General features: G+C 75.9%; 18 protein-coding genes. 12 read left to right on the plus strand and 6 right to left on the minus strand.

The window, feature by feature from the left end; genetic code table 11:
• Window positions 1–45: 45 nt before the first annotated feature.
• Window positions 46–1671, minus strand: a complete 1626-nt coding sequence (pruA, locus tag ACI79Y_RS18090) for an L-glutamate gamma-semialdehyde dehydrogenase (protein ID WP_457159818.1) — start codon at window positions 1669–1671, stop codon at window positions 46–48.
• Window positions 1672–1726: 55 nt separating this feature from the next.
• A complete protein-coding gene (locus ACI79Y_RS18095; protein ID WP_457159819.1) occupies window positions 1727–2659 on the minus strand; it encodes a proline dehydrogenase family protein in 933 nt (310 codons plus the stop codon).
• A gap of 126 nt (window positions 2660–2785) precedes the next feature.
• On the opposite strand from ACI79Y_RS18095, the gene ACI79Y_RS18100 reads away from it, so the two are divergent.
• The 3 genes from ACI79Y_RS18100 to ACI79Y_RS18110 are packed head-to-tail and all read left to right on the plus strand — an operon-like array spanning window position 2786 to window position 7052.
• Entirely contained in the window at window positions 2786–3946 is a 1161-nt protein-coding gene (locus ACI79Y_RS18100; protein WP_457159820.1) for a PucR family transcriptional regulator, read from the plus strand.
• Between the two features lie 5 nt (window positions 3947–3951).
• Window positions 3952–4671, plus strand: coding sequence for a biliverdin-producing heme oxygenase (locus ACI79Y_RS18105; RefSeq protein WP_457159821.1), 720 nt, complete (start codon window positions 3952–3954; stop codon window positions 4669–4671).
• Window positions 4668–7052 (plus strand): SpoIIE family protein phosphatase, encoded by a 2385-nt coding sequence (locus tag ACI79Y_RS18110; RefSeq protein WP_457159822.1) that lies wholly within the window; start codon window positions 4668–4670, stop codon window positions 7050–7052. Before ACI79Y_RS18105 ends, ACI79Y_RS18110 begins: the two co-directional genes overlap by 4 nt.
• A 21-nt stretch (window positions 7053–7073) precedes the next feature.
• On the opposite strand, the gene ACI79Y_RS18115 is transcribed toward ACI79Y_RS18110, so the two are convergent.
• Both ACI79Y_RS18115 and ACI79Y_RS18120 read right to left on the minus strand, forming a co-directional pair.
• Entirely contained in the window at window positions 7074–7346 is a 273-nt protein-coding gene (locus tag ACI79Y_RS18115; RefSeq protein ID WP_457159823.1) for a hypothetical protein, read from the minus strand.
• Window positions 7343–8422, minus strand: a complete 1080-nt coding sequence (locus tag ACI79Y_RS18120) for an FAD-dependent oxidoreductase (RefSeq protein WP_457159824.1) — start codon at window positions 8420–8422, stop codon at window positions 7343–7345. The genes ACI79Y_RS18115 and ACI79Y_RS18120 overlap by 4 nt, the downstream gene beginning before the upstream one ends.
• A gap of 131 nt (window positions 8423–8553) precedes the next feature.
• Between ACI79Y_RS18120 and ACI79Y_RS18125 the strand changes: the two genes are divergently transcribed.
• Complete coding sequence (locus tag ACI79Y_RS18125) at window positions 8554–9540, plus strand: ATP-binding protein (protein WP_457159825.1); 987 nt, start codon at window positions 8554–8556, stop codon at window positions 9538–9540.
• A gap of 75 nt (window positions 9541–9615) precedes the next feature.
• Here the strand turns inward: ACI79Y_RS18125 and idi are convergent, their stop codons facing one another.
• On the minus strand, window positions 9616–10164 hold the full coding sequence (gene idi, locus ACI79Y_RS18130; protein WP_457159826.1) for an isopentenyl-diphosphate Delta-isomerase: 549 nt from the start codon (window positions 10162–10164) through the stop codon (window positions 9616–9618).
• A gap of 154 nt (window positions 10165–10318) precedes the next feature.
• On the opposite strand from idi, the gene ACI79Y_RS18135 reads away from it, so the two are divergent.
• The 6 genes from ACI79Y_RS18135 (at window position 10319) to ACI79Y_RS18160 (ending at window position 18769) form a co-directional block, all read left to right on the plus strand.
• Entirely contained in the window at window positions 10319–12871 is a 2553-nt protein-coding gene (locus tag ACI79Y_RS18135; RefSeq protein WP_457159827.1) for an EAL domain-containing protein, read from the plus strand.
• 30 nt (window positions 12872–12901) lie between these two features.
• Window positions 12902–13735, plus strand: a complete 834-nt coding sequence (locus ACI79Y_RS18140) for an alpha/beta fold hydrolase (protein WP_457159828.1) — start codon at window positions 12902–12904, stop codon at window positions 13733–13735.
• A 93-nt stretch (window positions 13736–13828) separates the two neighbouring features.
• Window positions 13829–15130, plus strand: a complete 1302-nt coding sequence (locus ACI79Y_RS18145; RefSeq protein WP_457159829.1) for a PP2C family protein-serine/threonine phosphatase — start codon at window positions 13829–13831, stop codon at window positions 15128–15130.
• 31 nt (window positions 15131–15161) lie between these two features.
• Complete coding sequence (locus ACI79Y_RS18150) at window positions 15162–16526, plus strand: MFS transporter (RefSeq protein ID WP_457159830.1); 1365 nt, start codon at window positions 15162–15164, stop codon at window positions 16524–16526.
• 29 nt (window positions 16527–16555) lie between these two features.
• Window positions 16556–17653, plus strand: coding sequence for a winged helix DNA-binding domain-containing protein (locus ACI79Y_RS18155; RefSeq protein ID WP_457159831.1), 1098 nt, complete (start codon window positions 16556–16558; stop codon window positions 17651–17653).
• 36 nt (window positions 17654–17689) lie between these two features.
• Window positions 17690–18769, plus strand: coding sequence for an NAD-dependent epimerase/dehydratase family protein (locus ACI79Y_RS18160; protein WP_457159832.1), 1080 nt, complete (start codon window positions 17690–17692; stop codon window positions 18767–18769).
• Between the two features lie 129 nt (window positions 18770–18898).
• On the opposite strand, the gene ACI79Y_RS18165 is transcribed toward ACI79Y_RS18160, so the two are convergent.
• Complete coding sequence (locus tag ACI79Y_RS18165; RefSeq protein ID WP_457159833.1) at window positions 18899–19759, minus strand: aldo/keto reductase; 861 nt, start codon at window positions 19757–19759, stop codon at window positions 18899–18901.
• A 230-nt stretch (window positions 19760–19989) separates the two neighbouring features.
• Here ACI79Y_RS18165 and ACI79Y_RS18170 point away from each other — a divergent pair, with 230 nt between their 5' ends.
• The gene (locus tag ACI79Y_RS18170; RefSeq protein WP_457159834.1) at window positions 19990–21210 is read left to right on the plus strand and encodes an MFS transporter; all 1221 of its coding nucleotides are present in this window, start codon (window positions 19990–19992) and stop codon (window positions 21208–21210) included.
• Window positions 21203–21802: a histidine phosphatase family protein gene (locus ACI79Y_RS18175; RefSeq protein ID WP_457159835.1), complete on the plus strand. Its 600-nt coding sequence runs from the start codon at window positions 21203–21205 to the stop codon at window positions 21800–21802. Before ACI79Y_RS18170 ends, ACI79Y_RS18175 begins: the two co-directional genes overlap by 8 nt.
• Window positions 21803–21890: the final 88 nt, after the last annotated feature.

A 21890-nucleotide genomic window follows, 5' to 3' on the forward strand; every position in this document is an offset into this window, starting at 1 on the left:
GCGAAGCGGGCTCCGGCCGCACGAGGGAGGCCGGTAGGCCGACAGTCAGCGCATGTGCGGGTAGCGGTGGTCGGTGGCGGGGACGAACGTCTCCTTGATCGACCGGGTCGACGTCCAGCGCAGCAGGTTCTGCGCAGCCCCCGCCTTGTCGTTGGTGCCCGAGCCGCGGCCACCGCCGAAGGGCTGCTGCCCGACGACGGCGCCGGTGGGCTTGTCGTTGACGTAGAAGTTGCCGGCAGCGTGCCGCAGGAGCCGCTGGGCGTGCGCGATCGCCGTCCGGTCCTGGGCGATCACCGAGCCGGTCAGCGCGTAGGGGGCGGCCGACTCCATCTGGGTGAGCACGGTGTCGTGGTCGGCGTCGTCGTAGACGTGCACCGCGAGCACCGGGCCGAAGTACTCGGTGGTGAAGACGTCGTGCCCGGGATCGGTGCCCTCGATGACGGTCGGCCGCACGAAGAAGCCCTCGCTGTCGTCGGCGGTGCCGCCGGCGAGCACGGTGAGCGCGTCGTCGGCCGCCGCCGACTCGAGCACGTCCGACAGCCTGGTGAACGACTTCCGGTCGATGACCGCGCCCATGAAGTTCGAGAAGTCGGTGACGTCGCCCATCGGGATCTCCTCGACGGTGCCGATCAGGTCGTCGCGGATCCGGCCCCAGAGGCTGCGCGGCACGTAGGCCCGCGACGCCGCCGAGCACTTCTGCCCCTGGTACTCGAAGGCGCCGCGGATCATCGCGGTGCGCAGCACGTCGGGGTCGGCGGAGGGGTGGGCGACGATGAAGTCCTTGCCACCGGTCTCGCCGACGATCCGCGGGTAGCCGCGGTAGGTGTCCAGGTTCTCGGCCACCCGCTGCCAGAGGTGCTTGAACACCGGCGTCGAGCCGGTGAAGTGGATGCCGGCCAGGTCGCGGTCGACGAGCACCACGTCGGAGACCTGGTGCCCGTCGCCGGGCAGCATGTTGATCACGCCCGGCGGCAGGCCGGCGGCCTCGAGCAGCCGCATCAGGAAGTGCGCGGCGAACTGCTGGGTGGGGGCCGGCTTCCAGATGACCGTGTTGCCCATCAACGCCGGCGCGGTGGGCAGGTTGCCGGCGATGGCGGTGAAGTTGAACGGCGTGACCGCGTAGACGAAGCCCTCCAGCGGGCGGTGGTCGGTGCGGTTCCACACCCCGGCGCTGCTCACCGGCTGCTCGGCGATCACCTGGCGGGCGAAGTGCACGTTCCAGCGCCAGAAGTCGATCAGCTCGCAGGCGCTGTCGATCTCGGCCTGGTGGGCGGTCTTGCTCTGGCCGAGCACCGTGGCGGCGTTGAGCGTCTGCCGCCACGGGCCGGCCAGCAGGTCGGCGGCCTTGAGGAAGACCGCGGCCCGGTCGTCGAACGACAGCTCCGACCAGCCCGGCGCTGCCTGCTTCGCGCACCGCACCGCCTCCTCGGCATCCGCCGCGGTGGCGTGCGCCGAGGCGCCGAGCAGCTGGGCGTGCCGGTGCGGGGCGACGACGTCGAAGGCGGCGCCGCGGCCCATCCGCTGGACGCCCCCGATCGTGGCGGTCAGCTCGACCGGCGCGGCGGCCAGCTCGGTCAGCCGCTGCTGGAGAGCGGCCCGTTCCGGCGAGCCGGGGGCGTGGTCGCGCACCGGCTCGTTGCGCGGCACGGGGACCTGGGTGACGGCGTCCATGGGTGCTCCTCGGGTGTCGGCGTCGCCAGAATGGCCATTCGGGCGACGAGCGGGGTCAGGAACGGGTGGCGAGGGAGCGCAGGAAGAACTGCACGTTGGCCGGGCGCTCGGCCAGGCGGCGCATGAAGTAGCCGTACCAGTCGGCGCCGTAGGGCACGTAGGCCCGCACGGTGTGCCCGGCGGCGGCCAGCCGGGTCTGCTCGTCGGGGCGGATGCCGTAGAGCAGCTGGAGCTCGCAGCTGTCGCTGCCCCGCCCGGTCTCGGCGACCAGCTCCAGGAACCGGGCGATCAGCGCCGGGTCGTGGGTGCCGGCCATCGGGTAGCCGTCGCCGCGGACCAGGGTCTCCAGGCAGCGGGCGTAGGCGGCGTCGACAGCGGCCTTCTCCTGGTGGGCCACGGCCGCCGGCTCCTGGTAGGCGCCCTTGACCAGCCGCACCCGGGAGCCGGGGGTGGCCAGCGCGCGGGCGTCGTCCTCGGTGCGGTGCAGCATCGCCTGCAGCACTGCACCGGTGCCCGGGTGGTCGCCACGCAGCTCGGCCAGCACGCCGAGGGTGGAGTCGACGGTGCGGCACTCCTCCATGTCGAGGGTGACCGTCGTGCCCAGCGCCGAGGCCGCCTCGACCACCGGGCGCACCAGCGCCAGCGCGACGTCGTCGCCGCCGACCGGCAGTGCCTGACCGAAGGCCGACAGCTTCACCGACACCTCCGCCCGCCGGCCCAGGCCGAACGGCGCGAGCCCGTCGAGGGCGGCGAGGTAGGCGTCCCGGGTGCGCTGCGCCTCGCGACGGTCGGTGACGCCCTCGCCGAGGTGGTCCAGGGTCACCGCCAGCCCGGAGGCGGTCAGCGCCCGGACGACGTCGAGCACCTCGGGCAGCGTCTCCCCCGCCACGAACCGGTCGACGACGCGCCGGGTGACCGGCGTCCCGGTGACCACCCGCCGCAGACCTGGGCGCCGGGCGGCGGCCAGCAGGGCCTTCGAGGTGAGCACGGCAACCTCCCGGAACGCGCGGTGTGACCCACGACGCTAGGCAGCGGGGTTCGCCCGCACCAGCGGCAGACGTAGGGAATCCGGCGCCCCGCTTCGTACGATCGTCTGAACGGCGGGAGGAGCCCGGTGCGCGACGACCTGCAGGACCTGGTGGACGAGGTGTCCCGGGTGCTGGGCGCCCCGGCGACCCTGGAGGACCGGGACTTCACGCTGCTCGCCTTCTGCGCCCACGGGGACAGCGACGGCATCAGCACCATGGACGCCGTCCGGACCCGCTCGATCCTCGGCCGCGGCTCCACCCCGCAGGTCCGCGCCAGGTTCGAGGAGCACGGCATCACCACCGCCACCGGCCCGCTGCGGATCCCGGCCGATCCGGCCGCCGGGGTCCTCACCCGGCTGTGCCTGCCGGTGCGCTCGGGCGACCGGCTGCACGGGTGGCTGTGGCTGCTCGACGCCGGCCGGACCGACGTGACCGACCCCGGCGCACCGGGGCTGGCCGAGGCGCTGGAGCTGGCCGCGGAGGCCGGGCGACTGCTGGCCGGGGCTGGCTCGGGGACGGCGGAGCTGTCCACCGCCCTGTCCACCGCGCTCACCGCCGCGGCCCCCGCCCGGGCGCTGCGACACCTGACCGACGCCGTGGGCCCGGGCACGTCCGTGGCACTGGTGGCGGTGCACCCGGGCGGGGACGGTCTGCCCGCGGGCTGGACCGCTCCGGGCGCGGGGGCGGTGAGCACCGTGCTCGAGGGCGGCCGGCTGGTCGCCGTGCTGCTCGCCCTCCCCGCGGACGGCGACGCGCGGGCGGCGGGTGCGCTGACCGCGGCGGCGCTGGCCGACCTGCCCGCGGGCAGCACCGCGGGGGTGGCCGCACCACGGACCGGCTGCGCCGAGCTGACCACCCAGTGGCGGGAGGCCCGGATCGCGGCCCGGGTCGCGGGGGTCGACGCCCGGTTCTCCCCCGCCGCGTCCTGGGCCGAGCTCGGGGTCTGGCGACAGGTGGCCGAGCTGCCCGGGCCGGACCCGGCGCTGGCCCCGCTGGTGGCCGACCCGGTGCTGACCGCGACCGCCGCGACGTGGCTGGACTGCGCCGCCAGCCCGCAGCGGGCGGCCGCCCGGCTGCGGGTGCACCGGCAGACGCTGTACTACCGGCTGGGCCGGATCGAGCAGCTCACCGGGCTGGACCTCAGCGACGGCGCCGACCGGCTGCTGCTGCACCTCGGCGTGCGCGCCGCCCAGTTGGTCGACGCAACGACGCCGCCGCCCGATCGTCACCCCGGTGCCCTACGCTGAACGACTTGAGCACAGCAGGAGAAGCGTTCCCCGGGACCCGGGCCGGCGCGGTGGACGACGGGGACCCGGTGACCGACGACCGTGACGTGCTGCGCCGACTGCGCAGCGAGACCGCGGCCGAGCACCGGGCCGTCGAGGACACCCTCGACCTGCTCGACCCCCAACTGACCCGCGAGCGCCTGGTCACTGCCCTCACCCGGATGCACGGCTTCTGGCGCGCCGCCGAGGCCGGCCTGGACGCCTGGGCCGGAGCCGAGCCGGCCGACGCCGCCCGGGTGGGGTGGTCGCGACGGCGGCGGTCGCACCTGTTCGCCGCCGACCTGGCCGCGCTGGGTGCGCCGCCGGTGGAGCCGCCCGCCCAGCCGGAGCTGCCCGCGGTCGCGAACACCGACGCGGCGCTGGGCCGGCTGTACGTGCTGGAGGGCTCCTCGCTCGGCGGGGTGTTCATCGACCGGCACCTGGCCACGCTGCCGCACGTGGCGGCGCCCGGTGTGCTGCGGGCGTTCTCCCCCTACGGCGCCGAGACCGGCGCGATGTGGCACGCCTTCCGGACGGTCACCCGTGACCGGGTCGCCGGCGGGGGCGACGCCGGCCGTCTGGTGGCCGCGGCGCGGGAGACGTTCGGCGCACTGGCCGCCTGGTGCGGCGCGGTCCCCGCCGAGCAGGGAGACTCAGGGGCAGCGCTGCCGCGGGGGCAGGTCCGAGGGAGCGAGGTCACCGCATGACCGAGCAGGTGCAGACCGGCACGTGGCTGGCGCCGGGCGAACCGGTCGACCTGAGCAACTGCGAGCGCGAGCCCATCCACGTCCCCGGCAGCATCCAGCCGCGCGGTGTCCTGCTGGCGGTCAGCGAGCCGGACATGGTCGTGCGGCAGGTCTCGCGCAACCTCGCCGACGTCGTCGGCGTGGCGTGGGACGAGGCGCTGGGCCGCCCACTGAGCGACGTGCTCGGGGTGCCCGCCGCGGAGGCGGTGGCCCGGTCGGCCAGCGCGTTCGGTGACCTGCGCGAGCGCAACCCGGTCGAGCTGATCCTCGACTGCGACGGCACCCCCTGCCCGGTCGACGCGATCCTGCACCGGGCGGCGCACGGCGCGGAGAACGTCGTCGGTCCGCTGACCACCGACGGCCCGCCGGTGAGCGGGCAGGCGGCGGGCACGGTGGCGGCCAGCACCCTGGTCGTGGAGCTGGAGCCGGCCTCGGGCCCGCGGCCGTTCTCCTTCCCGAACACCTACCAGGCGGTGCGCGGCACGATCGCCGAGCTCAACCGCGCGACGTCGCTGCAGGAGCTCTACGACATCACCGCCGAGGCGGTGCGCTCGCTCACCGGCTTCGACCGGGTGATGGTCTACCGCTACGACGAGAACTACAACGGCGAGGTCGTCGCCGAGGCCAAGGTGCCGGGGCTCAACTCCTTCCTCGGCCTGCACTACCCGGCCTCGGACATCCCGGCCCAGGCCCGCGCGCTGTACGAGAAGAACTGGATCCGGCTGATCGACGACGTCGACTACTCGCCGTCGCGGCTGGAGCCGGTCGACCTGCCGGCCACCGGCCAGCCGCTGGACCTGACGTTCTCCACGCTGCGCAGCGTCTCGCCGATCCACTGCGAGTACCTGCGCAACATGGGCGTGCGCGCCTCGATGTCGATCTCCCTGCTGCGCGACGAGAAGCTGTGGGGCCTGATCGCCTGCCACCACTACGCCGGCCCGCACGCACCGCCGTACGCCACCCGCGCCGCAGCCGAGTTCCTGGGCAGCGCGCTGTCGCTGCGGCTGGTCGACCGCGCCCAGGACGAGGAGCACCGGCGTGCGCTCCAGGTCCGCTCGACGATGGCCTGGCTCACCGCCGCGGCCCTGGACGAGGACCGCCCGCTGTCGGAGAGCCTGCTGGGCCGCCCGGGCCTGCTCGACGTCCTCCCCGCCGACTCGGTGGTGCTGAACCTGCAGGGCACCACCGCCGCCGCCGGCGTCCCGTTGCCGCCCGCGGTCGTCGGCGCGCTGGCCGCCTGGGCCGCCGAGCAGGGCACCGACGTGGTGAGCACCGACCGGCTGCCGCTGGTGGCGCCGCACCTGCCGGTGCCGGCGGAGCTGGCCTGCGGCGTACTGGCCCTGCCGCTGCCGGAGGGCCAGTACGTGATCTGGACCCGCGCAGAGCGGGTGCACTCGGTCGACTGGGGTGGCGACCCGCACAACAAGGCGATCGCCGAGCGTGAGGGCGACTCCGTCCGGCTGTCCCCACGGAAGTCCTTCGACCGCTGGCGGGAGGTGGTCCGCAACCGCTCCGAGCCGTGGACACCGGCCCAGCTCGGCGAGGTCGGTGACCTGCGCACCAACCTGCTGGAGGCGCTGTACGCCCGCAGCCGGCGGGTGGCCCAGGCCGCGCTCACCCTGCAGCGGAGCCTGCTGTCGGAGCCACCGGACCCCGACCACCTGGACTTCGCGGTCCGGTACGAGCCGGCCGCCCGCGAGTCGCAGGTCGGCGGCGACTGGTACGACGTGTTCCAGCAGCCCGACGGCAGCACCGTGCTGGTGATCGGCGACGTCGTCGGCCACGACACCGAGGCGGCCGCCTGCATGGGGCAGCTGCGCGGGCTGCTGCGCGGCATCGCCTTCGACAGCGCGGAGAGCCCGGGCGAGGTGCTGTCCCGGCTGGACCGGGCGATCGAGGGGCTGCAGCTGAGGACGATGGCCTCGGTGCTGGTGGCCCGACTGGAGCAGACCCCGCAGGAGCGGGCCGAGGGCGTCACCCGGTTGCGCTGGTCCAACGGCGGTCACCTGCCGCCGGTCGTGCAGGCTCCGGACGGCGGGGTGCGCGTGCTCGACGGGCCCCACCCGGAGCTGCTGCTGGGCGTCTCCCCCGACGCCCCCCGCCGCGAGCACGTCACCACGGTGACGCGCGGTTCGACCGTGGTGCTCTACACCGACGGCCTGGTCGAGCGCCGCGACCAGGTGTTCGACGAGGGGGTCCGGCGGCTCTGTGCCGAGCTGGCCACCCTCGGGGGCCGACCGGTCGACGAGGTCGCCGACGCCCTGCTCGCCCGGTTGCTCCCGGAGGGGGCCGAGGACGACGTCGCGCTGATCACCGTCCGGCTGAACGAGCAGCCCGACTGAGGAAGGGCCCGATCCCGGGGCTCAGCGGTCGGTGAACTGCGGGTCGAGCCCGTCGTCGTTGCCGCCGCCGTCCCCGGGCGCCGGCAAGGGCGCGTCGTCGGACGCCGCCGCGGCGACCTCGGGCCGGTCCTCCACCGCCGGCTCGGCCGGGCGGTCGCCGGGCTGCTCCAGCGCGGCCCGCACCTCCTGCGCGTCGGCGCCGAGGGGTGCCCGGCTCTGCTCGCCGGGCAGCCCCTCGTCGTTGCCGGTGGCCATGCCGGTGTCGGGCAGGGTGGGGTCCGTGGTGTCGCTCATGCGCCGGTTCCTACCGCCGATGCACCCCGGTCAACCTCGGGCACGGCGGCCAACGTGCGCAGCAGCTCGCGCACGGCGGCCTGCCCCGCCCGGTTGGCGCCGACCGTGCTCGCCGAGGGGCCGTACCCGACCAGGTGGAGACGGGGCTCGGCGACCACCCGGGTGCCGTCCATGAGGATCCCGCCACCCGGGCCGCGCAGGTGCAGCGGCGCGAGGTGGTCCAGCGCGGCCCGGAAGCCGGTGGCCCACAGCACGGCGTCGGCCCGGACCGACCGGGCCGGGGAGTCCCATGCGACGCCGTCGGGGGTGAGCCGGTCGAACACCGGCAGCCGGTGGAGCACGCCCCGGGCCCGGGCAGCGCGCACCGCCTCGGTCTCCAGCAGGCCGGTGACGCCGACGACGCTGCCCGGCGGCAGGCCGGCCCGCACCCGCCGGTCGACCAGCGCGACCGCCGCCCGGCCGGCCTCCTCGTCGAACCCGTCGCGGCGCCAGACCGGTTCCCGCCGGGTGACCCAGGTGGTGTCGGCGACCTCGCTGATCTCGATCAGCTGCTGCACCGCCGACGTCCCGCCGCCGACGACCACCACCGACTGCCCGCGGAACTCCTCGGCGCCGCGGTAGTCGGCGGCGTGCAGCTGCCGGCCGCCGAACAGCTCCCGCCCCGGGTAGGCGGGCCAGAACGGGTGGGTCCAGGTGCCCGTGGCGTTGACCAGGCCGTGCGCCGTCCACTCCCCGGCGTCGGTGTCGAGCAGGAACCCGTCGTCGGTGCGCCGGACCGCCCGCACCGCCACCGGCCGCCGCACCGGCAGGTCGAAGCGCCGCTCGTAGGCGGCGAAGTAGTCCCCGACGACCTCGCTGGCCGGCGCCGCCGGGTCGGCATCGGAGAGCGGCAGCCCCGGCAGGGGGTGGATCCGGTGCGCGCGGTCCAGCCGCAGGGAGGGCCAGCGGTGCTGCCAGGCCCCACCCGGCCCGGCGTTCCCGTCCAGGACGACGAAGTCGGCCCCGGCCCGGCGCAGCGCGTACGCGGCCGACAGCCCGGCCTGCCCGGCCCCGATCACCACGACGTCGTTGTGCACGGTGGGTGCAACACCCGGGGCCGACTGCTCATGCCGTGCCGTGTGAGCTCCACCGGTCGATGTGTCCCGATCACGGTCCCCGGGCAGTCACCACCCGTCGCAGCAACCGATGAAGGAGGCGGGCCCGGCCCGTGGAGCACGCCCAGCAGCAGGTCGCCCCGTCGCCGATCCCGGAGCCCAAGGGCTACCGGCACATCGGCTACGTGGTGCACCCCGGCCAGGACGTCGCCGCCGTCCTGGGCCCGGTGCTGCGCACCGCCCTGGACGCCGGCGAGCCGGTCGTGGTGGCGTGCACCGAGCCGGTGGCCGGTGCCCTGCTGGACGCCGTCGGCCGCCCCGAGGACGTGCACGTCGGCCCGGCCGACCCGCTGGGCGACCGCCCCCCGAACGCGATCGCCGCGATCGGCTCGCTGGTCGACAGCGAGCTGCCGCCCGACGGCCGGCGGCTGCACCTGGTGACCGGCCCCGGCGAGCCGGACGACTGGACGACCTGGGCGCAGACCGAGGCGCTGCTCAACCACGTGCTCGCCGAGCGGCCGGTCGACCACCTGTGCCTGCTGAGCCCGGTCGTGGGCGAACCCGACGGCGTGGACGCCCAGTCGGTGGCGCGGGCGACGCACCCGTGGCTGCTGACCGCCGACGGCGCGGTGCCCAACCCGGGCTACCGTGCACCGGAGGAGCTGCTGCGCGAGGTGGAGCGGGCGCGGGTGCCCGACCCGCTGGAGGCCACCGAGCCCACGCTGGCCGTCGTCGACCTCGACGACATGCGTGCCCTGCGCCGGGCCCTGCGCCGCGCACTGGCCGACAGCGCCCTGTCCGAGGACGCCGCGCAGGACTTCGTGCTGGCCATCGACGAGGTGACCGCGAACGCCACCGAGCACGGCGTGCCCCCCGTCGACGTGAAGCTGTGGTGCACCCCGGAGCGGCTGCTGTGCGCGGTGACCGACCGCGGCACCGCCTTCGACGACCCGCTGGTGGGCTACGGCCCCGCACACGGGGACATGGCCGTGGGCGGGATGGGGTTGTGGCTGGCCCGCCGGTCGGTCGACGTCCTCACCACCACCCCGGCCGACGAGGCCGGGCAGGGCTGCACCGTCCGGCTCGTCGTGCACGCCTGAGAGGACCCCGTCCTCCTCACTCCTCGCAGGCTCGGGGCGAGTCTCCGGACGGGGCCGGAGGGGCGGTGACCTCGGTCAGTCCCTGGGGGCGAGGCCGGCCGCCTCGATGAGCCGGGCCTGCTCCCGGCACCAGGGCGACCAGGCGTCGTCGAGCTGGGTCTCCTGGCGGGCGCGGAACTCGGTCCAGTCCAGCACCTCCCACTCGCCGACCTCGGTCGGTTCGGGCGACGGCGTGCCGGTGAAGCGGCCGATCCAGACCGGGCAGATCTCGTTCTCCACCACGCCGCGGAACACCGCCCGGTAGCGGTAGGACGGCAGGGCCGGCCGCAGCTGCTCGACCCCGAGGCCCAGCTCGTAGCGCGCCCGGCGGGCGATCGCCGCGGGGTCGTCCTCCCCCGGCCCGGGGTGCCCGCAGACCGTGTTGGTCCACATCCCGGGGAAGGTCGCCTTGTCCTCGGCCCGGCGGGTGACCAGCAGCCGCCCGGCGTCGTCGAAGAGGTAGGCGGAGAAGGCCCGGTGCAGCGGGGTCTCACCGTGGTGCACCAGCGGCTTGGGCATCGTGCCGATCGCCGTCCCGTGCTCGTCGACCAGGACGATCAGCTCCTGCGCTGCGGGTGCCACCACCGCTCCATCGTCCCCGACCGAGGCTCCCGGCGCCTGCAGAGGCCCTCCGGGCCGCCGACCCGGACGGGTGAGAGGGCATCGCCCCACACCCCCGACCATGATCATCATTCCTCCCGACGATCGCCGGACGGCGGTCCGAGGAGGACGACGGTCGATGACCAGCACCGGGACGGCGGACGCCGCCCTGCCTGCGCTGCCTGCTCTGCCCGCACCCCCCGCCGACGCCGCCGCGGCCGGACCCGAGCCGGCGGTGACCACGCTCGCCGACCTGGCCGTCCCCGCCCGGCTGGTCTCCCCGCGGGTGCCGCTCGCGGCCCTGGACGCGATGTTCCGCCGGGACGCCGGACTGCGCTGGGTGGTCACCGACCGCGCCGAGGCACCCGTGCTGGTCAGCCGCTCCTGGTTCGAGCTGGCGATGACCGGCCGGCTCGGTTACGGCCGGCTGGTGCACGCCCGACGCGAACTCCCCCAGCTCGGGGTGCCGGAGACGCTGGTCTTCCCGGCCGACGCCCCGGTGCCGCAGGCGGCCGCCGCGGTGGTCGAGCGGCGGGCCGCCGGCGACGCGCTGCTGGACGCCGTGGTGGTGACCGCGCCGGGCGGGCAGCTGCTGCTGGCCCCGGTGACCGCGCTGTTCGAGCACCTGGCCCAGCAGTACGCCTGGCAGGCGCTCCACGACCCGCTGACCGGGCTGCCCAACCGCATCTCGCTGCTCGAGCGGCTCCGGCAGACCGGCAGCTCCGGGGTGCTCTGCTACATCGACCTGGACCGGTTCAAGGACGTCAACGACCACCTCGGGCACAGCGCCGGCGACCAGGTGCTGGTGGAGTTCGCCCGCCGGCTGCGCGGGGTGGCCCGCGCCGAGGACCTGGTGGTGCGGCTGTCCGGGGACGAGTTCGCCGTCGTCACCGGTGCGGCGATGACCATGGAGCAGAGCAGCGCACTCGCCGAGCGCATCGTGCTCGCCGCGGCCGCGCCGTTCGTGGTCAGCGCGCTGGGCGCCGACGGGCCGGCCGAGCACCTGGTGAGCCTGGGGGCCAGCGTCGGGGTGGCCAGCGCCGAGGGACGGCTGCCGGTCTCGCTCGACGAGCTGCTGCACCAGGCCGACCTGGCCATGTACCGGGCCAAGTCCCTGGGCCGGGGGCGCGTCGCGCACTTCGCCAGCGAACTGCTGGCCGAGGCCGAGGCCACCGACGTCGTCCGCGCGCGGCACGCGATGGAGCGCCGGCTGCGCCACGCGATCGAGACCGGTGGTCTCTCGCTGCACTACCAGCCGGTCGTGGCGCTCCCGGGCGGCCAGGTGACCGGGGTCGAGGCCCTGGCCCGCTGGGACGACGAGGAGCTCGGCGCCGTCCCGCCCGACCGGTTCATCCCGCTGGCCGAGCAGACCGGCCTGGTCGTCGACCTGGGCCGCTGGGTGCTGCAGACCGCCTGCCGGGAGGCCGCCGGCTGGCCGACCGGCCCCAGCGGCGTCGCCGCCACGGTGGCGGTCAACGTCTCCGCCGTGCAGCTGGCCCAGCGGGACTTCACCGACGACGTCGTGCGGGCGCTGGCCGACAGCGGCCTGGCCCCGGAGCGGCTGTGCCTGGAGATCACCGAGACCGCCGCGATCACCGACCTGGAGGCCACCGCCGCCCGGCTCACCCAGATCCGCGACCTGGGCGTGCGGCTGGCGCTGGACGACTTCGGTGCCGGGCACTCGGCGCTGAGCCTGCTGCGGGCGCTGCCGCTGGACCTGGTGAAGATCGACCGGTCCTTCGTCGAGCGGGTGGCCAGTGACACCGCCGACGCGGTGCTGGTCCGGCTGGTCGTCGAGGCGGCGCACAGCCTGGGCCGCCGGGTGCTGGCGGAGGGCGTGGAGTCCGACGAGCAGGCCCGGCAGCTGATCGCGATGGGCTGCGACGCCGCGCAGGGGTGGTTGTTCGGCAAGCCCGAGCCCGCCTCCCCCGCACTGGCCGCCCGGCTGGCCCGCCGCGCGGTCAGCGGAGCACGCGCCGAGGGCGGCGGCGGTGCGGTGCTGCCGCTGGGCGGGAACGACGAGCTGGTCGTGGTGACCACCCCGGACCGCCGGGTCACCTACGCCTCGGCCAGCAGCGGCCCGATCCTCGGCTGGCTGCCGCAGGAGCTGGTGGGCCGCTCCATCGGCGAGCTGCTGCACCCCGACGACCTCACCCGGCTGGCCACCGACCCCGAGCTCGCGGCCCGGGTGATGGACGGCACCGGCGTGCACCGGTTCGTGCACCGCGACGGCGGCCTGCGCTGGCTGGAGAGCGAGACCCGGCAGCTGCGCGACGAGGACGGCCGGGTGCGGGAGGTGCTGTCGGTCTCCCGGGACGTGACCGCCACCGTCGAGGCGCGGCGGGCGCTGTCGGCCAGCGAGGCGATGTTCCGGCACGCCTTCGACGACGCCCCGATCGGCATGACGATGACCCGGATGGACGGGCAGCTGCTCCGGGTGAACAAGGCCTTCGCCGCGCTGCTGGGCACCACCGCCGAGCAGCTCCGGGACAGCCGGGTGCAGGACCTGACCCCGGTCGCGGACCGCCCCGCCGTCGACGGGCTGTTCACCGAGTTCATCGGCGTGACCGAGCTGTCCACGGCGTTCGTGCACGCCGACGGCTCGCCGGTGCCGGTGCTGGTGCGGGTCTCGGTGGTGCGGGACCGGGACGGGACCCCGACGTCGGTGTTCTCCCACGTCCTGCCCGAGTGAGCGGGCGGTCGCCGGGGAAGGGACGGGGGCATGGACTCCTTCCGCCGCGGTGACCTCGTCTTCGACGTCCGGGACGCCGGCCCGGCCGACGGGGAGCCGGTCGTGCTGCTGCACGGCTTCCCGCAGGACTCCGGCGCCTTCGACCGGCTGGGCCCGGCCCTGCACTCCGCGGGGCTGCGCACCCTGGCGCCGGACCAGCGGGGCTACTCCCCCGGCGCCCGGCCCGCCGGCCGCGCGGCCTACCGGCTGCGCGAGACGGCCGACGACGTCCTGGCGCTGCTGCAGGCCGCCGGGCTGGAGAGCGCGCACGTCGTCGGGCACGACTGGGGCGGCGTCGTCGGCTGGGCGCTGGCCGCCTGGCACCCGTGGCGGGTGCGCACCCTCACCTCGCTGTCGGTGCCGCACCCGGCCGCGATGACCCAGGCCCTCGGGCACAGCGACCAGGCGCTGCGCTCGGCCTACATCGGGCTCTTCCAGCTGCCCGTGGCCCCCGAGGCGGTGCTGCTGGCCGGTGGCGGTGCCGTGCTGCGCCGGATGCTGCGGCAGGGCGGGCTGCCGGAGGAGCTGGTCGACCGCTACGTCGACCGGATGCGGGAGCCGGGGGCGCTGACCGCCGCACTCAACTGGTACCGGGCGCTGCCCCTGGCCGGGAGCGACCCGGTGGGCCGGGTGCGGGTGCCGACGCTGCACGTCTGGGGGGCGCGGGACACCTTCCTCGGCCGGGCCGCGACCGAGGCGACCGGGGAGTTCGTCAGCGCGCCCTACGCGCTGGAGGTGCTCGAGGACGCCGACCACTGGCTGCCCGAGCTCGCCGCCGACCGGGTCGGGGAGCTGGTCACCGCCCACGTGCGCACGCACGGCTGAGCCGGCGCCCCCGGTCGGGCGCCCGGTGCCCTGGTGCAGGCTGGTGTCCGCCCGCCGCCCGCCGCGCGTCCAGAGCAGGAGACCTCACCACCCATGCCGGAACAGCGGACCCTCGCCGAACACCAGGCGGACCTGGTGCGGCTGCGCGCCGTGGAGGCGGAGCTGTCCCGGGCGCTGGAGCTGTCCCGCAAGGTCCTGGACAACACCGCCGACGGCATCTACGGCCTGGACGCCGAGGGCCGGGTGGAGTTCGTCAACCCCGCGGCGGTGCGGATCACCGGCCACCCCGAGGCGGTCCAGCTCGGCAGCCACCAGCACGAGCTGATCCACTCCCGGCGCCCCGACGGCACGCCGCTCCCGCTCGAGGAGTGCGGGGTGTGGCGGGCACTGCGCACCGGGGAGCCGGTGCACGCCGCCGACGAGGTCTTCTGGCACCGCGACGGCACCGCCGTCCCGGTGGACCTCGTCGCCGTGCCCACCGTGCAGGACGGACGGGTGACCGGCGTCGTCGTCTCCTTCCGGGACCTCACCGAGCGCCGGGCCGCGGAGGCCGAGGCGACGCGGCTGCGGGAGGCCGCCCGCCGCGCCGCGGAGGACCGGGCCCTCTCCGACCGGCTGCAGCAGGCGCTGCTCACCCCGCCGCCGCAGCCGGACCACCTGCACGTGGTGGTGCGCTACCTGCCCGCCGCATCCGGCGCCCAGGTCGGCGGTGACTGGTACGACGCGTTCCTGCAGCCCGACGGCGCGACCGTGCTGGTGATCGGCGACGTCGTCGGCCACGACAGCGACGCCGCGGCCGCGATGGGGCAGCTGCGCGGGCTGCTCCGCGCGCTGGCGTTCGACAACGACGAGCCGCTGTCGGCCACGCTGACCCGCACCGAGCGCGCGGCCTCCGGGCTGGCGGTGAGCACCCTGGCCACGGCGGTGCTGGCCCGGGTCGAACGCGCCGCGGACACCAGGACCACCGGCAGCCGGCGGCTGCGGTGGAGCAGCGCCGGCCACCTGCCGCCGGTGCTGCTGGCCGCCGACGGCAGTGCGCAGCTGCTGGCCACCCGCCCGGACATGATGCTCGGGGTCACCGCCGACGCGCCCCGGCACGAGCACGACGTCGACCTGCCCGACGCCAGCACGCTGCTGCTGTTCACCGACGGCCTGGTCGAACGCCCCGGCTCCGACCTCGACGCGGGGCTCGCGGCCCTCCAGGAGGCGCTGCGCGATCTCGGGCGGACGCCGTTGGAGGAGCTGTGCGACACCCTGCTGGCGCGGCTGGTGCCCGGCTCGGCCGCAGACGACGTCGCGCTGCTGGCCGTGCGCGCCCACCCCGAGGACCGTCCCCGGCCCGCCGAGGCCGGCCCGAACCGGCTGCCCGGCCCGCTCGCCGGCGACCAGGCGTGAGATCGGGTCCCCGGCCGGGTAGGCGGCGTCGATGAGCGCCGAGCCGACCGCCGCCTCCCCGTCCTCCCTCCCCGCACCCCTGACCCGGCCGGAGCGGCTGGACCGGCTGCCGCTCACCCGCGAGCACGGCCGGCTCGTGGTGGGCAGCGGAGTGGGCTGGGCGTTGGACGCGATGGACGTCGGGCTCATCTCCTTCGTGATGACCGCGCTGGCCGTGCAGTGGTCGCTGACCGACACCCAGCTGTCCTGGATCGCCTCGATCGGCTTCGTCGGGATGGCGCTGGGCGCCACGCTGGGCGGACTGCTGGCCGACCGGTTCGGCCGGCGGCAGGTCTTCGCGCTGACCCTGCTGGTGTTCGGTCTGGCCACCGGGGCGGCGGCGCTGTCCTGGTCGGTGGGCGCCCTGCTGGTGTTCCGCTTCCTCATCGGGCTGGGCCTGGGCGCCGAGCTGCCGGTGGCCTCGACCCTGGTCAGCGAGTACGCACCGGCCCGGGTCCGCGGCCGGGTGGTGGTGGCCCTGGAGGCGTTCTGGGCGGTCGGCTGGGTGCTGGCCGCGCTGATCGGCTACTTCGTCGTACCGCGCAGCGACGACGGCTGGCGCTGGGCGCTCGCGCTGGGGGCGCTGCCGGCGCTGTACGCCGTCGTCGTCCGCCGCGGCCTGCCCGAGTCGGTGCGGTTCCTGGAGCTGCGGGGGCGCACCGACGAGGCGGAGGCGGCGGTGCGCCGTCTCGAGCGCGCTGCCGGTGTCGACCCGGTGCCCAGCCCGCGGGTCGCCGCACCGGCGACCCGGGCGCGTCCGGGGCAGCTGTGGGCCCCGGCCGCCCGGCGGCGCACGGCCGCGCTGTGGGGCGTGTGGTTCTGCATCAACTTCGCCTACTACGGCGCCTTCACCTGGCTGCCGACGCTGCTGTACGCCTCGGGCTTCTCGTTGGTGAAGTCCTTCGGGTACACGCTGGTGATCACCCTGGCCCAGCTGCCCGGGTACGCGGTCGCGGCCTGGCTGGTCGAGCGCTGGGGGCGCCGGCCGACCCTGGGGGCGTTCCTGCTCGGGTCGGCGCTGGGCGCGGGGCTGTTCGCCGTGGCCGGCGGCGACTCCGCGGTGCTGGCGAGCGGCATGGTGCTGTCGTTCTTCAACCTCGGCGCGTGGGGCGCGCTGTACGCGCTCACGCCGGAGGTGTACCCGACCGCGCTGCGCGCCACCGGCGCGGGCGCCGCGGCCGGGTTCGGCCGGATCGCCTCGATCCTGGCCCCGCTGGCGGTGCCCCTGCTGCTGGACACCGGCGGCACCGCGCTGGTCTTCGGGGTCTTCGCCGCCGCCTTCGTGCTCGCCGCCACCGCGGCCTGGGCGCTGCCCGAGCGGCGCGGGGACGCCCTGGACGACGCGTTCACCCCCTGAACGTCGGTGCCCGGTCCTAGGGTGCCGCCATGCCGACGGCGTTGACCCGGGCCCAGGTGCTCGGCCACCGGGTACGAGCCCACCAGCTCGACCGGCCCGCGGGGACGGTCGAGGACACCGCGGTGCTCGACCAGGGCGTGCAGGACACCGGCCCGGAGGCGACCCGGTGGGCGCTGGCGGTCCGCGGGGTCGACGTGCCTGCGGAGCTGCCGGGCCTCGCCCTGGCCTGGACGCTGCGGGGCGCGCCGCACGCGTACCGCCGAGCGGACCTGCCCGGCGTGGTCGCCGCGACCGCGCCGTTCTCCGAGGCCGACGCGGCCAAGCGGGTCTTCGACGCGGCGAAGCCGCTGCGGGCGGCGGGCATCCCGGTGCGCACCGCCCTGGACACCGTCGCCGACGCGATGCGCACGCTCGTCACCGAGCCGATGGTCAAGGGCGAGCTCTCCGGCCGGCTCGCCGGGCTGCTGCCCGAGCCGTACCTGCGCTGGTGCCGCCCGTGCCAGGCCACCCACCTCTACGAGCAGCCCTTCCGGCTCGCCGCGCTGCGCGCCGGGCTGGAGCTGACGCCGGGCACGTCACCGCCGGTGCTGCGGCCGGTGCCCGGGCTGACCCCCGCGGCGGAGGTGCCCGAGCACCTGGACGTCGTCCGCGGGCACCTGCGGCTGTACGGCCCGGCCACCCCGCAGCAGGTCGCCGCGCACCTGGACGCCCCGGTGGCCGACGTGCGGGCGCGCTGGCCGGCCGACGCCGTCGAGGTCACGGTCGACGGGGAGCGCCGCTGGCTGCTCGCCGCCGACCTGCCGGCCGCCGTCGCAGGGCCGACCCCGATGGTGCGGCTGCTCGGCCCCTACGACCCGTGGTTGCAGCTGCGCGACCGGTCGCTGCTGGTGCCCGACCGCGCGCGGGCCAAGGAGCTGTGGCCGGTGCTGGGCCGCCCCGGCGCGGTCCTGGTCGACGGCGAGGTGGCCGGCGTCTGGCGGCCGCGCAGCTCCGGGCGCCGGCTCACCGTGCGGGTGCAGCCGTGGCAGGCCCTGCCGCCCGCGGTCCGCAGGCGCCTGGCCGAGGAGTCCGACCGGCTGGCCGCGTGCCGGGGCCTGGCGCTCGCCGCGCTCGACGTCGCCGGCTGAGGGGTGGACGTCGTCCTGCGCGGGTAGCCGCCCGACATGGCTGAGCTCCCCAGCGGACACCTGTCGGGCATGACCGTGGCGGTCACCGGCGCCTCGGGCAACGTCGGGACGGCGCTGCTGCGCACCCTGGCCGACGCCGGGGTCGCCGAGGTGCGTGGACTGGCCCGCCGCCGGCCACCGGAGACCGAGCCGTACGCGGGGGTGCGCTGGTTCACCGCCGACCTCGGCGAAGGCTCCAGCGAGCCGGTGCTCGACGAGTTCCTCGCCGGCGCCGACGCCGTCGTCCACTCGGCCTGGGCGCTGATCCCCGACCGTCAGCCCGACCTGCTGCACCGGGTGAACGTGGAGGGCACCCGCCGGGTGCTCGACGCGGCCGGCCGGGCCGGGGTGGCGCACGTGGCGGCCCTCTCCTCGATCGGCACCTACGCCGCCGGCCCGCAGGTGCACCCGGTCGGCGAGGACTGGCCGACCACCGGCATCCCGTCCTCGCAGTACAGCCGGATGAAGTCGACGGTCGAGGGGCTGCTGCGCGACTTCGACGCCGCGCACCCGGAGGCGACGGTCTCCCCGATCCGCCCGACACTGGTGCTGCAGCCGGACGCGGCCAGCGAGATCGGCCGCTACTTCCTCGGGCCGGTGCTCTTCCCCGCCGCCCGGGCGGTGCCCGGGCCGGTGGCCAAGCTGCTGCCGCTGCCGCTGCCCGGGTCGCTGCACCTGGGCTTCGTGCACGCCGACGACGTCGCCGATCTGATCGCCCGGGTGCTGGACCGGCGGGCGCCGGGGGCGTTCAACGTGGCCGCCCCGCCGAACCTCGACGCCGACGGCCTGGCCCGGGCGCTGGGCACCCGCCGGGTGCCGGTGCCGGCGGCGGTGCTGCGCGCCGGGATGCAGGCGGCGTTCACCGCGCGCGTGCTGCAGATCGAGCCCGGCTGGCTGGACATGGGCATCGGGGTGCCGCCGCTGGACACCACGAGGGCCCGCACGCAGCTGGGCTGGCGGGCGAGGCACAACGGTGGGGACCTGCTGCGGGAGTTCGTCGCCGCGCTGGGCACCGGGCAGGGGCACACCGGCCCGCTGCTGCACCCGGGCACCGGTCCCGAGCACACGCCCGCCTGAGGCGACGCGCCGCCCCCGGCCCTGGCCCGGGGGCGGGCACGTCCCCCCGCACCGACGACTGTCCCCCCGCACCGGTGCTCATGCGGGGGGACAGGGTCGGATCAGGTCACCTGATCACTGCGCGGCACGTCAGCCGGCGAGGGCGTCCAGGCGGGCGATCTCGTCGGCGGAGAGGGTCAGCTGGGCCGCGCCGAGGTTCTCGGCCAGGTGGTCCAGCGACTTGGTGCCCGGGATCGGCAGGATGACCGGCGACTTGGCCAGCAGCCAGGCCAGCGCGACCTGCGACGGGGTGGCGTCCAGCTCCTTGGCCACCGCAGCTACCGGGCTGTCGGGCTTGGCCAGGTCACCGGTGGCGATGGGGAACCACGGGATGAAGGCGATGCCCTCGGCGGTGGCGTAGTCGAGCACGTCCTGGCTCTGCCGGTTGGTCAGGTTGTAGAGGTTCTGCACGCTGACGATCTCGGTGATCTCCCGGGCCGCCTTCAGCTCCTCGACGGAGACCTCGGAGACGCCGATGTGCCGGACCTTGCCCTGCTCCTTGAGCTCGGCGAAGGCGCCCAGCTGGTCGGCCAGCGGCACCTCGGGGTCGATGCGGTGCAGCTGGATCAGGTCGATCCGGTCGACCTTGAGGTTGCGCAGCGAGAGCTCGACCTGCTGCTTGAGGTAGGCCGGGCGGCCGACGGGGACCCACTCGCCCGGACCGGTGCGGGTCAGGCCGGCCTTGGTGGCGACGACCAGGCCATCGGCGTAGGGGTGCAGCGCGTCGGCGATGATCTGCTCGCTGACCACCGGTCCGTAGGAGTCGGCGGTGTCGATGAAGTCGACGCCCTGCTCGACGGCGCCCTGCACGACGCGGACGGCGTTGGCCCGGTCGGCCGGCTCGCCCCAGACGCCGTCGCCGGTGAGCTGCATGGCGCCGTAGCCGAGGCGGTGGACGGGGAGGTCGCCGCCGAGGTCGAAGGTGAGCGTGGGGGTGGTGGCGCTGGTCATGTGTCCTCCAGGACGTGAGGTGCGCGGGCCGTCGGTGCGCGACGTCGGGGCCCCGGGATCGGCCACCGGGGTCTCGTTGCGCACAAGCGAGTACTGCCCCACCGCCTTCCCGACACCACGCCATGTGTCCGGCTGCACAGATCGGCTTCCGCGCCCCGGCCCCCGGCGCGCGGCACGGCGGTGCGGTGGAGTTGAGTGGACCGGTGCAACGAACACGGGGGACGACGGCCGTGCCGGTCCTGCTGCTGGTCGGGGTGCTGCTGGTCGCGCTGAACATGCGCGGACCGCTGGTGGCGGTCGCCCCCGTGGTCGAGCTGATCCGCCGGGACCTCGGCGTCGGCGCCGGCACGATCGGCCTGCTGACCAGCATCCCGGTGCTCTGCTTCGGGCTCGCCGCGCCGTTCGCCTCGCTGCTGATCGCCCGGACCGGGGTGCACCGCGCCGTCGTCGTGTCGATGGCCGGGGTGCTGGCCGGCACCCTGCTGCGCTCGCTGGGCACCGAGGAGGCCGCGATCGCCGGCACGGTGGTGATCGGGCTGGGCATCACCGTGGGGAACATCGTCGTCCCGGTGGTGATCGGCCGGGACTTCCCCGGCGCCACGAACGTGGTCACCGCCGCCTACACCGCGACGATGAACCTGGGCTCCACGTTCACCTCCGCGCTCACCGCACCGCTGGCCGCAGTGCTGGGCTGGCAGCTGGCGCTGGCCTCGTGGGGACTGATGACGGTGGTGGCCGCCACCGTGTGGACCGCCGCGCTGCGCCGGCACGTGGCCCGCGCCGCGGCGGCCGGCACCGCCGCGCCCGCTCCCCCGCCGCCGGTGCCCGGCCGGTCGGTCTGGCGCCGACCGGTCGCCTGGGGGCTGACCGCCACCTTCGCCGGGCAGTCGTTCGCCTTCTACGGGACGACGGCCTGGCTGGCGACGCTGCTGGCCGACGAGCAGGGGCTGTCCCGGTCGGCGGCCGGGGTCGGCTCCTCGCTGTTCCAGGTCCTCGCCGTCGCCGGCGCCTTCGCGATCCCCGCGCTGGTCGCCTGGTGGCAGCGTCCGTGGGCGGTCCTGCTGGCGGTGACGACGCTGTGGGCCACCCTGCCGCTGGGCATGCTGGCCGCCTCCTCGCTGTGGCCGCTGTGGTGCTCGCTGGCGGGCGTCGCGCAGGGCGGCGGGATCACCGTGGTGTTCATCGCCATCGTCCGGCGGTCCCGGGGCCAGACCGAGAGCCGGCAACTGTCGGCGATGGTGCAGGGGTGCGGCTACGTGGTGGCGGCCACCGGCCCGCTGGTGATCGGGTGGGTGCACGATGCCACCGACGGTTGGACGGCGCCGTTGCTGGTCATCCTGGGTGCGGTGATCGTGATGACCGTCGCCGGCACCGCGTCCGTGGGCGGCCGGGAGTCGTCCGGTTCGAGCGAGCCGGGGCGGGTCCCGGCGGAGGAGGTCCAGCGTGGGTGAGATCGTCGTCGTCCGGCACGGAGCGACCGAGTGGAGCCGGAGCGGGCAGCACACGGGGTTGACCGACCTGCCGCTGCTGCCCGACGGGGAGGACGACGGGCGGCGGCTGCGGTCGGTGCTGGGCGGCCGTGGCATCACGCACGCCTTCGTCAGCCCGCTGGTCCGGGCGCGGCGCACCGCGGAGTTGGCCGGCCTGTTCGACGACGGCATCGAGACGGTGCTCGAGCCCGACCTCGTGGAGGTCGACTACGGCCGCTGGGAGGGGCTGACCACCCCGGAGATCAGCGACCGCGTCGGGCACCCGTGGTCACTCTGGCACGACGGCACCGAGCCCGGCGACAGCCCCGGGGAGACGCTGGCCCAGGTGGCCGAGCGGGTCGACCGGGTGCTCGAGCGGGCGCGGCCGCTGCTGGACGGCGGCGACGTCGCCCTGGTCGCCCACGGGCACGTGCTGCGGGTGCTGACCGCCCGCTGGCTGGGGTTCGGGCCGGACAAGGGCGCACTGTTCCCGCTGGCGACCGGCCGCTACGGCATCCTGGGCCACGACCACGAGTGGCCCGCCCTGACCGGCTGGAACACCGGCTGCCCCTGAGCGGCCCCGCCCGCCGCCGCCGGTCCCGCACGATCAGCTCAGCTCACCGTGCGTGCTCCTGGCTCACCTCCTGAGCTGAGCCAGGAGC

This window comes from Modestobacter sp. SYSU DS0875, assembly GCF_054050915.1.

Bases quoted from the DNA above. Each gene is read 5' to 3' on its own strand.
- pruA (WP_457159818.1), bottom strand. From the start codon at position 1,671: ATGGACGCCGTCACCCAGGTCCCCGTGCCGCGCAACGAGCCGGTGCGC.
- ACI79Y_RS18110 (WP_457159822.1), top strand. From the start codon at position 4,668: ATGACCGAGCAGGTGCAGACCGGCACGTGGCTGGCGCCGGGCGAACCG.
- ACI79Y_RS18115 (WP_457159823.1), bottom strand. From the start codon at position 7,346: ATGAGCGACACCACGGACCCCACCCTGCCCGACACCGGCATGGCCACC.
- ACI79Y_RS18135 (WP_457159827.1), top strand. From the start codon at position 10,319: ATGACCAGCACCGGGACGGCGGACGCCGCCCTGCCTGCGCTGCCTGCT.
- ACI79Y_RS18140 (WP_457159828.1), top strand. From the start codon at position 12,902: ATGGACTCCTTCCGCCGCGGTGACCTCGTCTTCGACGTCCGGGACGCC.
- ACI79Y_RS18145 (WP_457159829.1), top strand. From the start codon at position 13,829: ATGCCGGAACAGCGGACCCTCGCCGAACACCAGGCGGACCTGGTGCGG.
- ACI79Y_RS18150 (WP_457159830.1), top strand. From the start codon at position 15,162: ATGAGCGCCGAGCCGACCGCCGCCTCCCCGTCCTCCCTCCCCGCACCC.
- ACI79Y_RS18155 (WP_457159831.1), top strand. From the start codon at position 16,556: ATGCCGACGGCGTTGACCCGGGCCCAGGTGCTCGGCCACCGGGTACGA.
- ACI79Y_RS18160 (WP_457159832.1), top strand. From the start codon at position 17,690: ATGGCTGAGCTCCCCAGCGGACACCTGTCGGGCATGACCGTGGCGGTC.
- ACI79Y_RS18165 (WP_457159833.1), bottom strand. From the start codon at position 19,759: ATGACCAGCGCCACCACCCCCACGCTCACCTTCGACCTCGGCGGCGAC.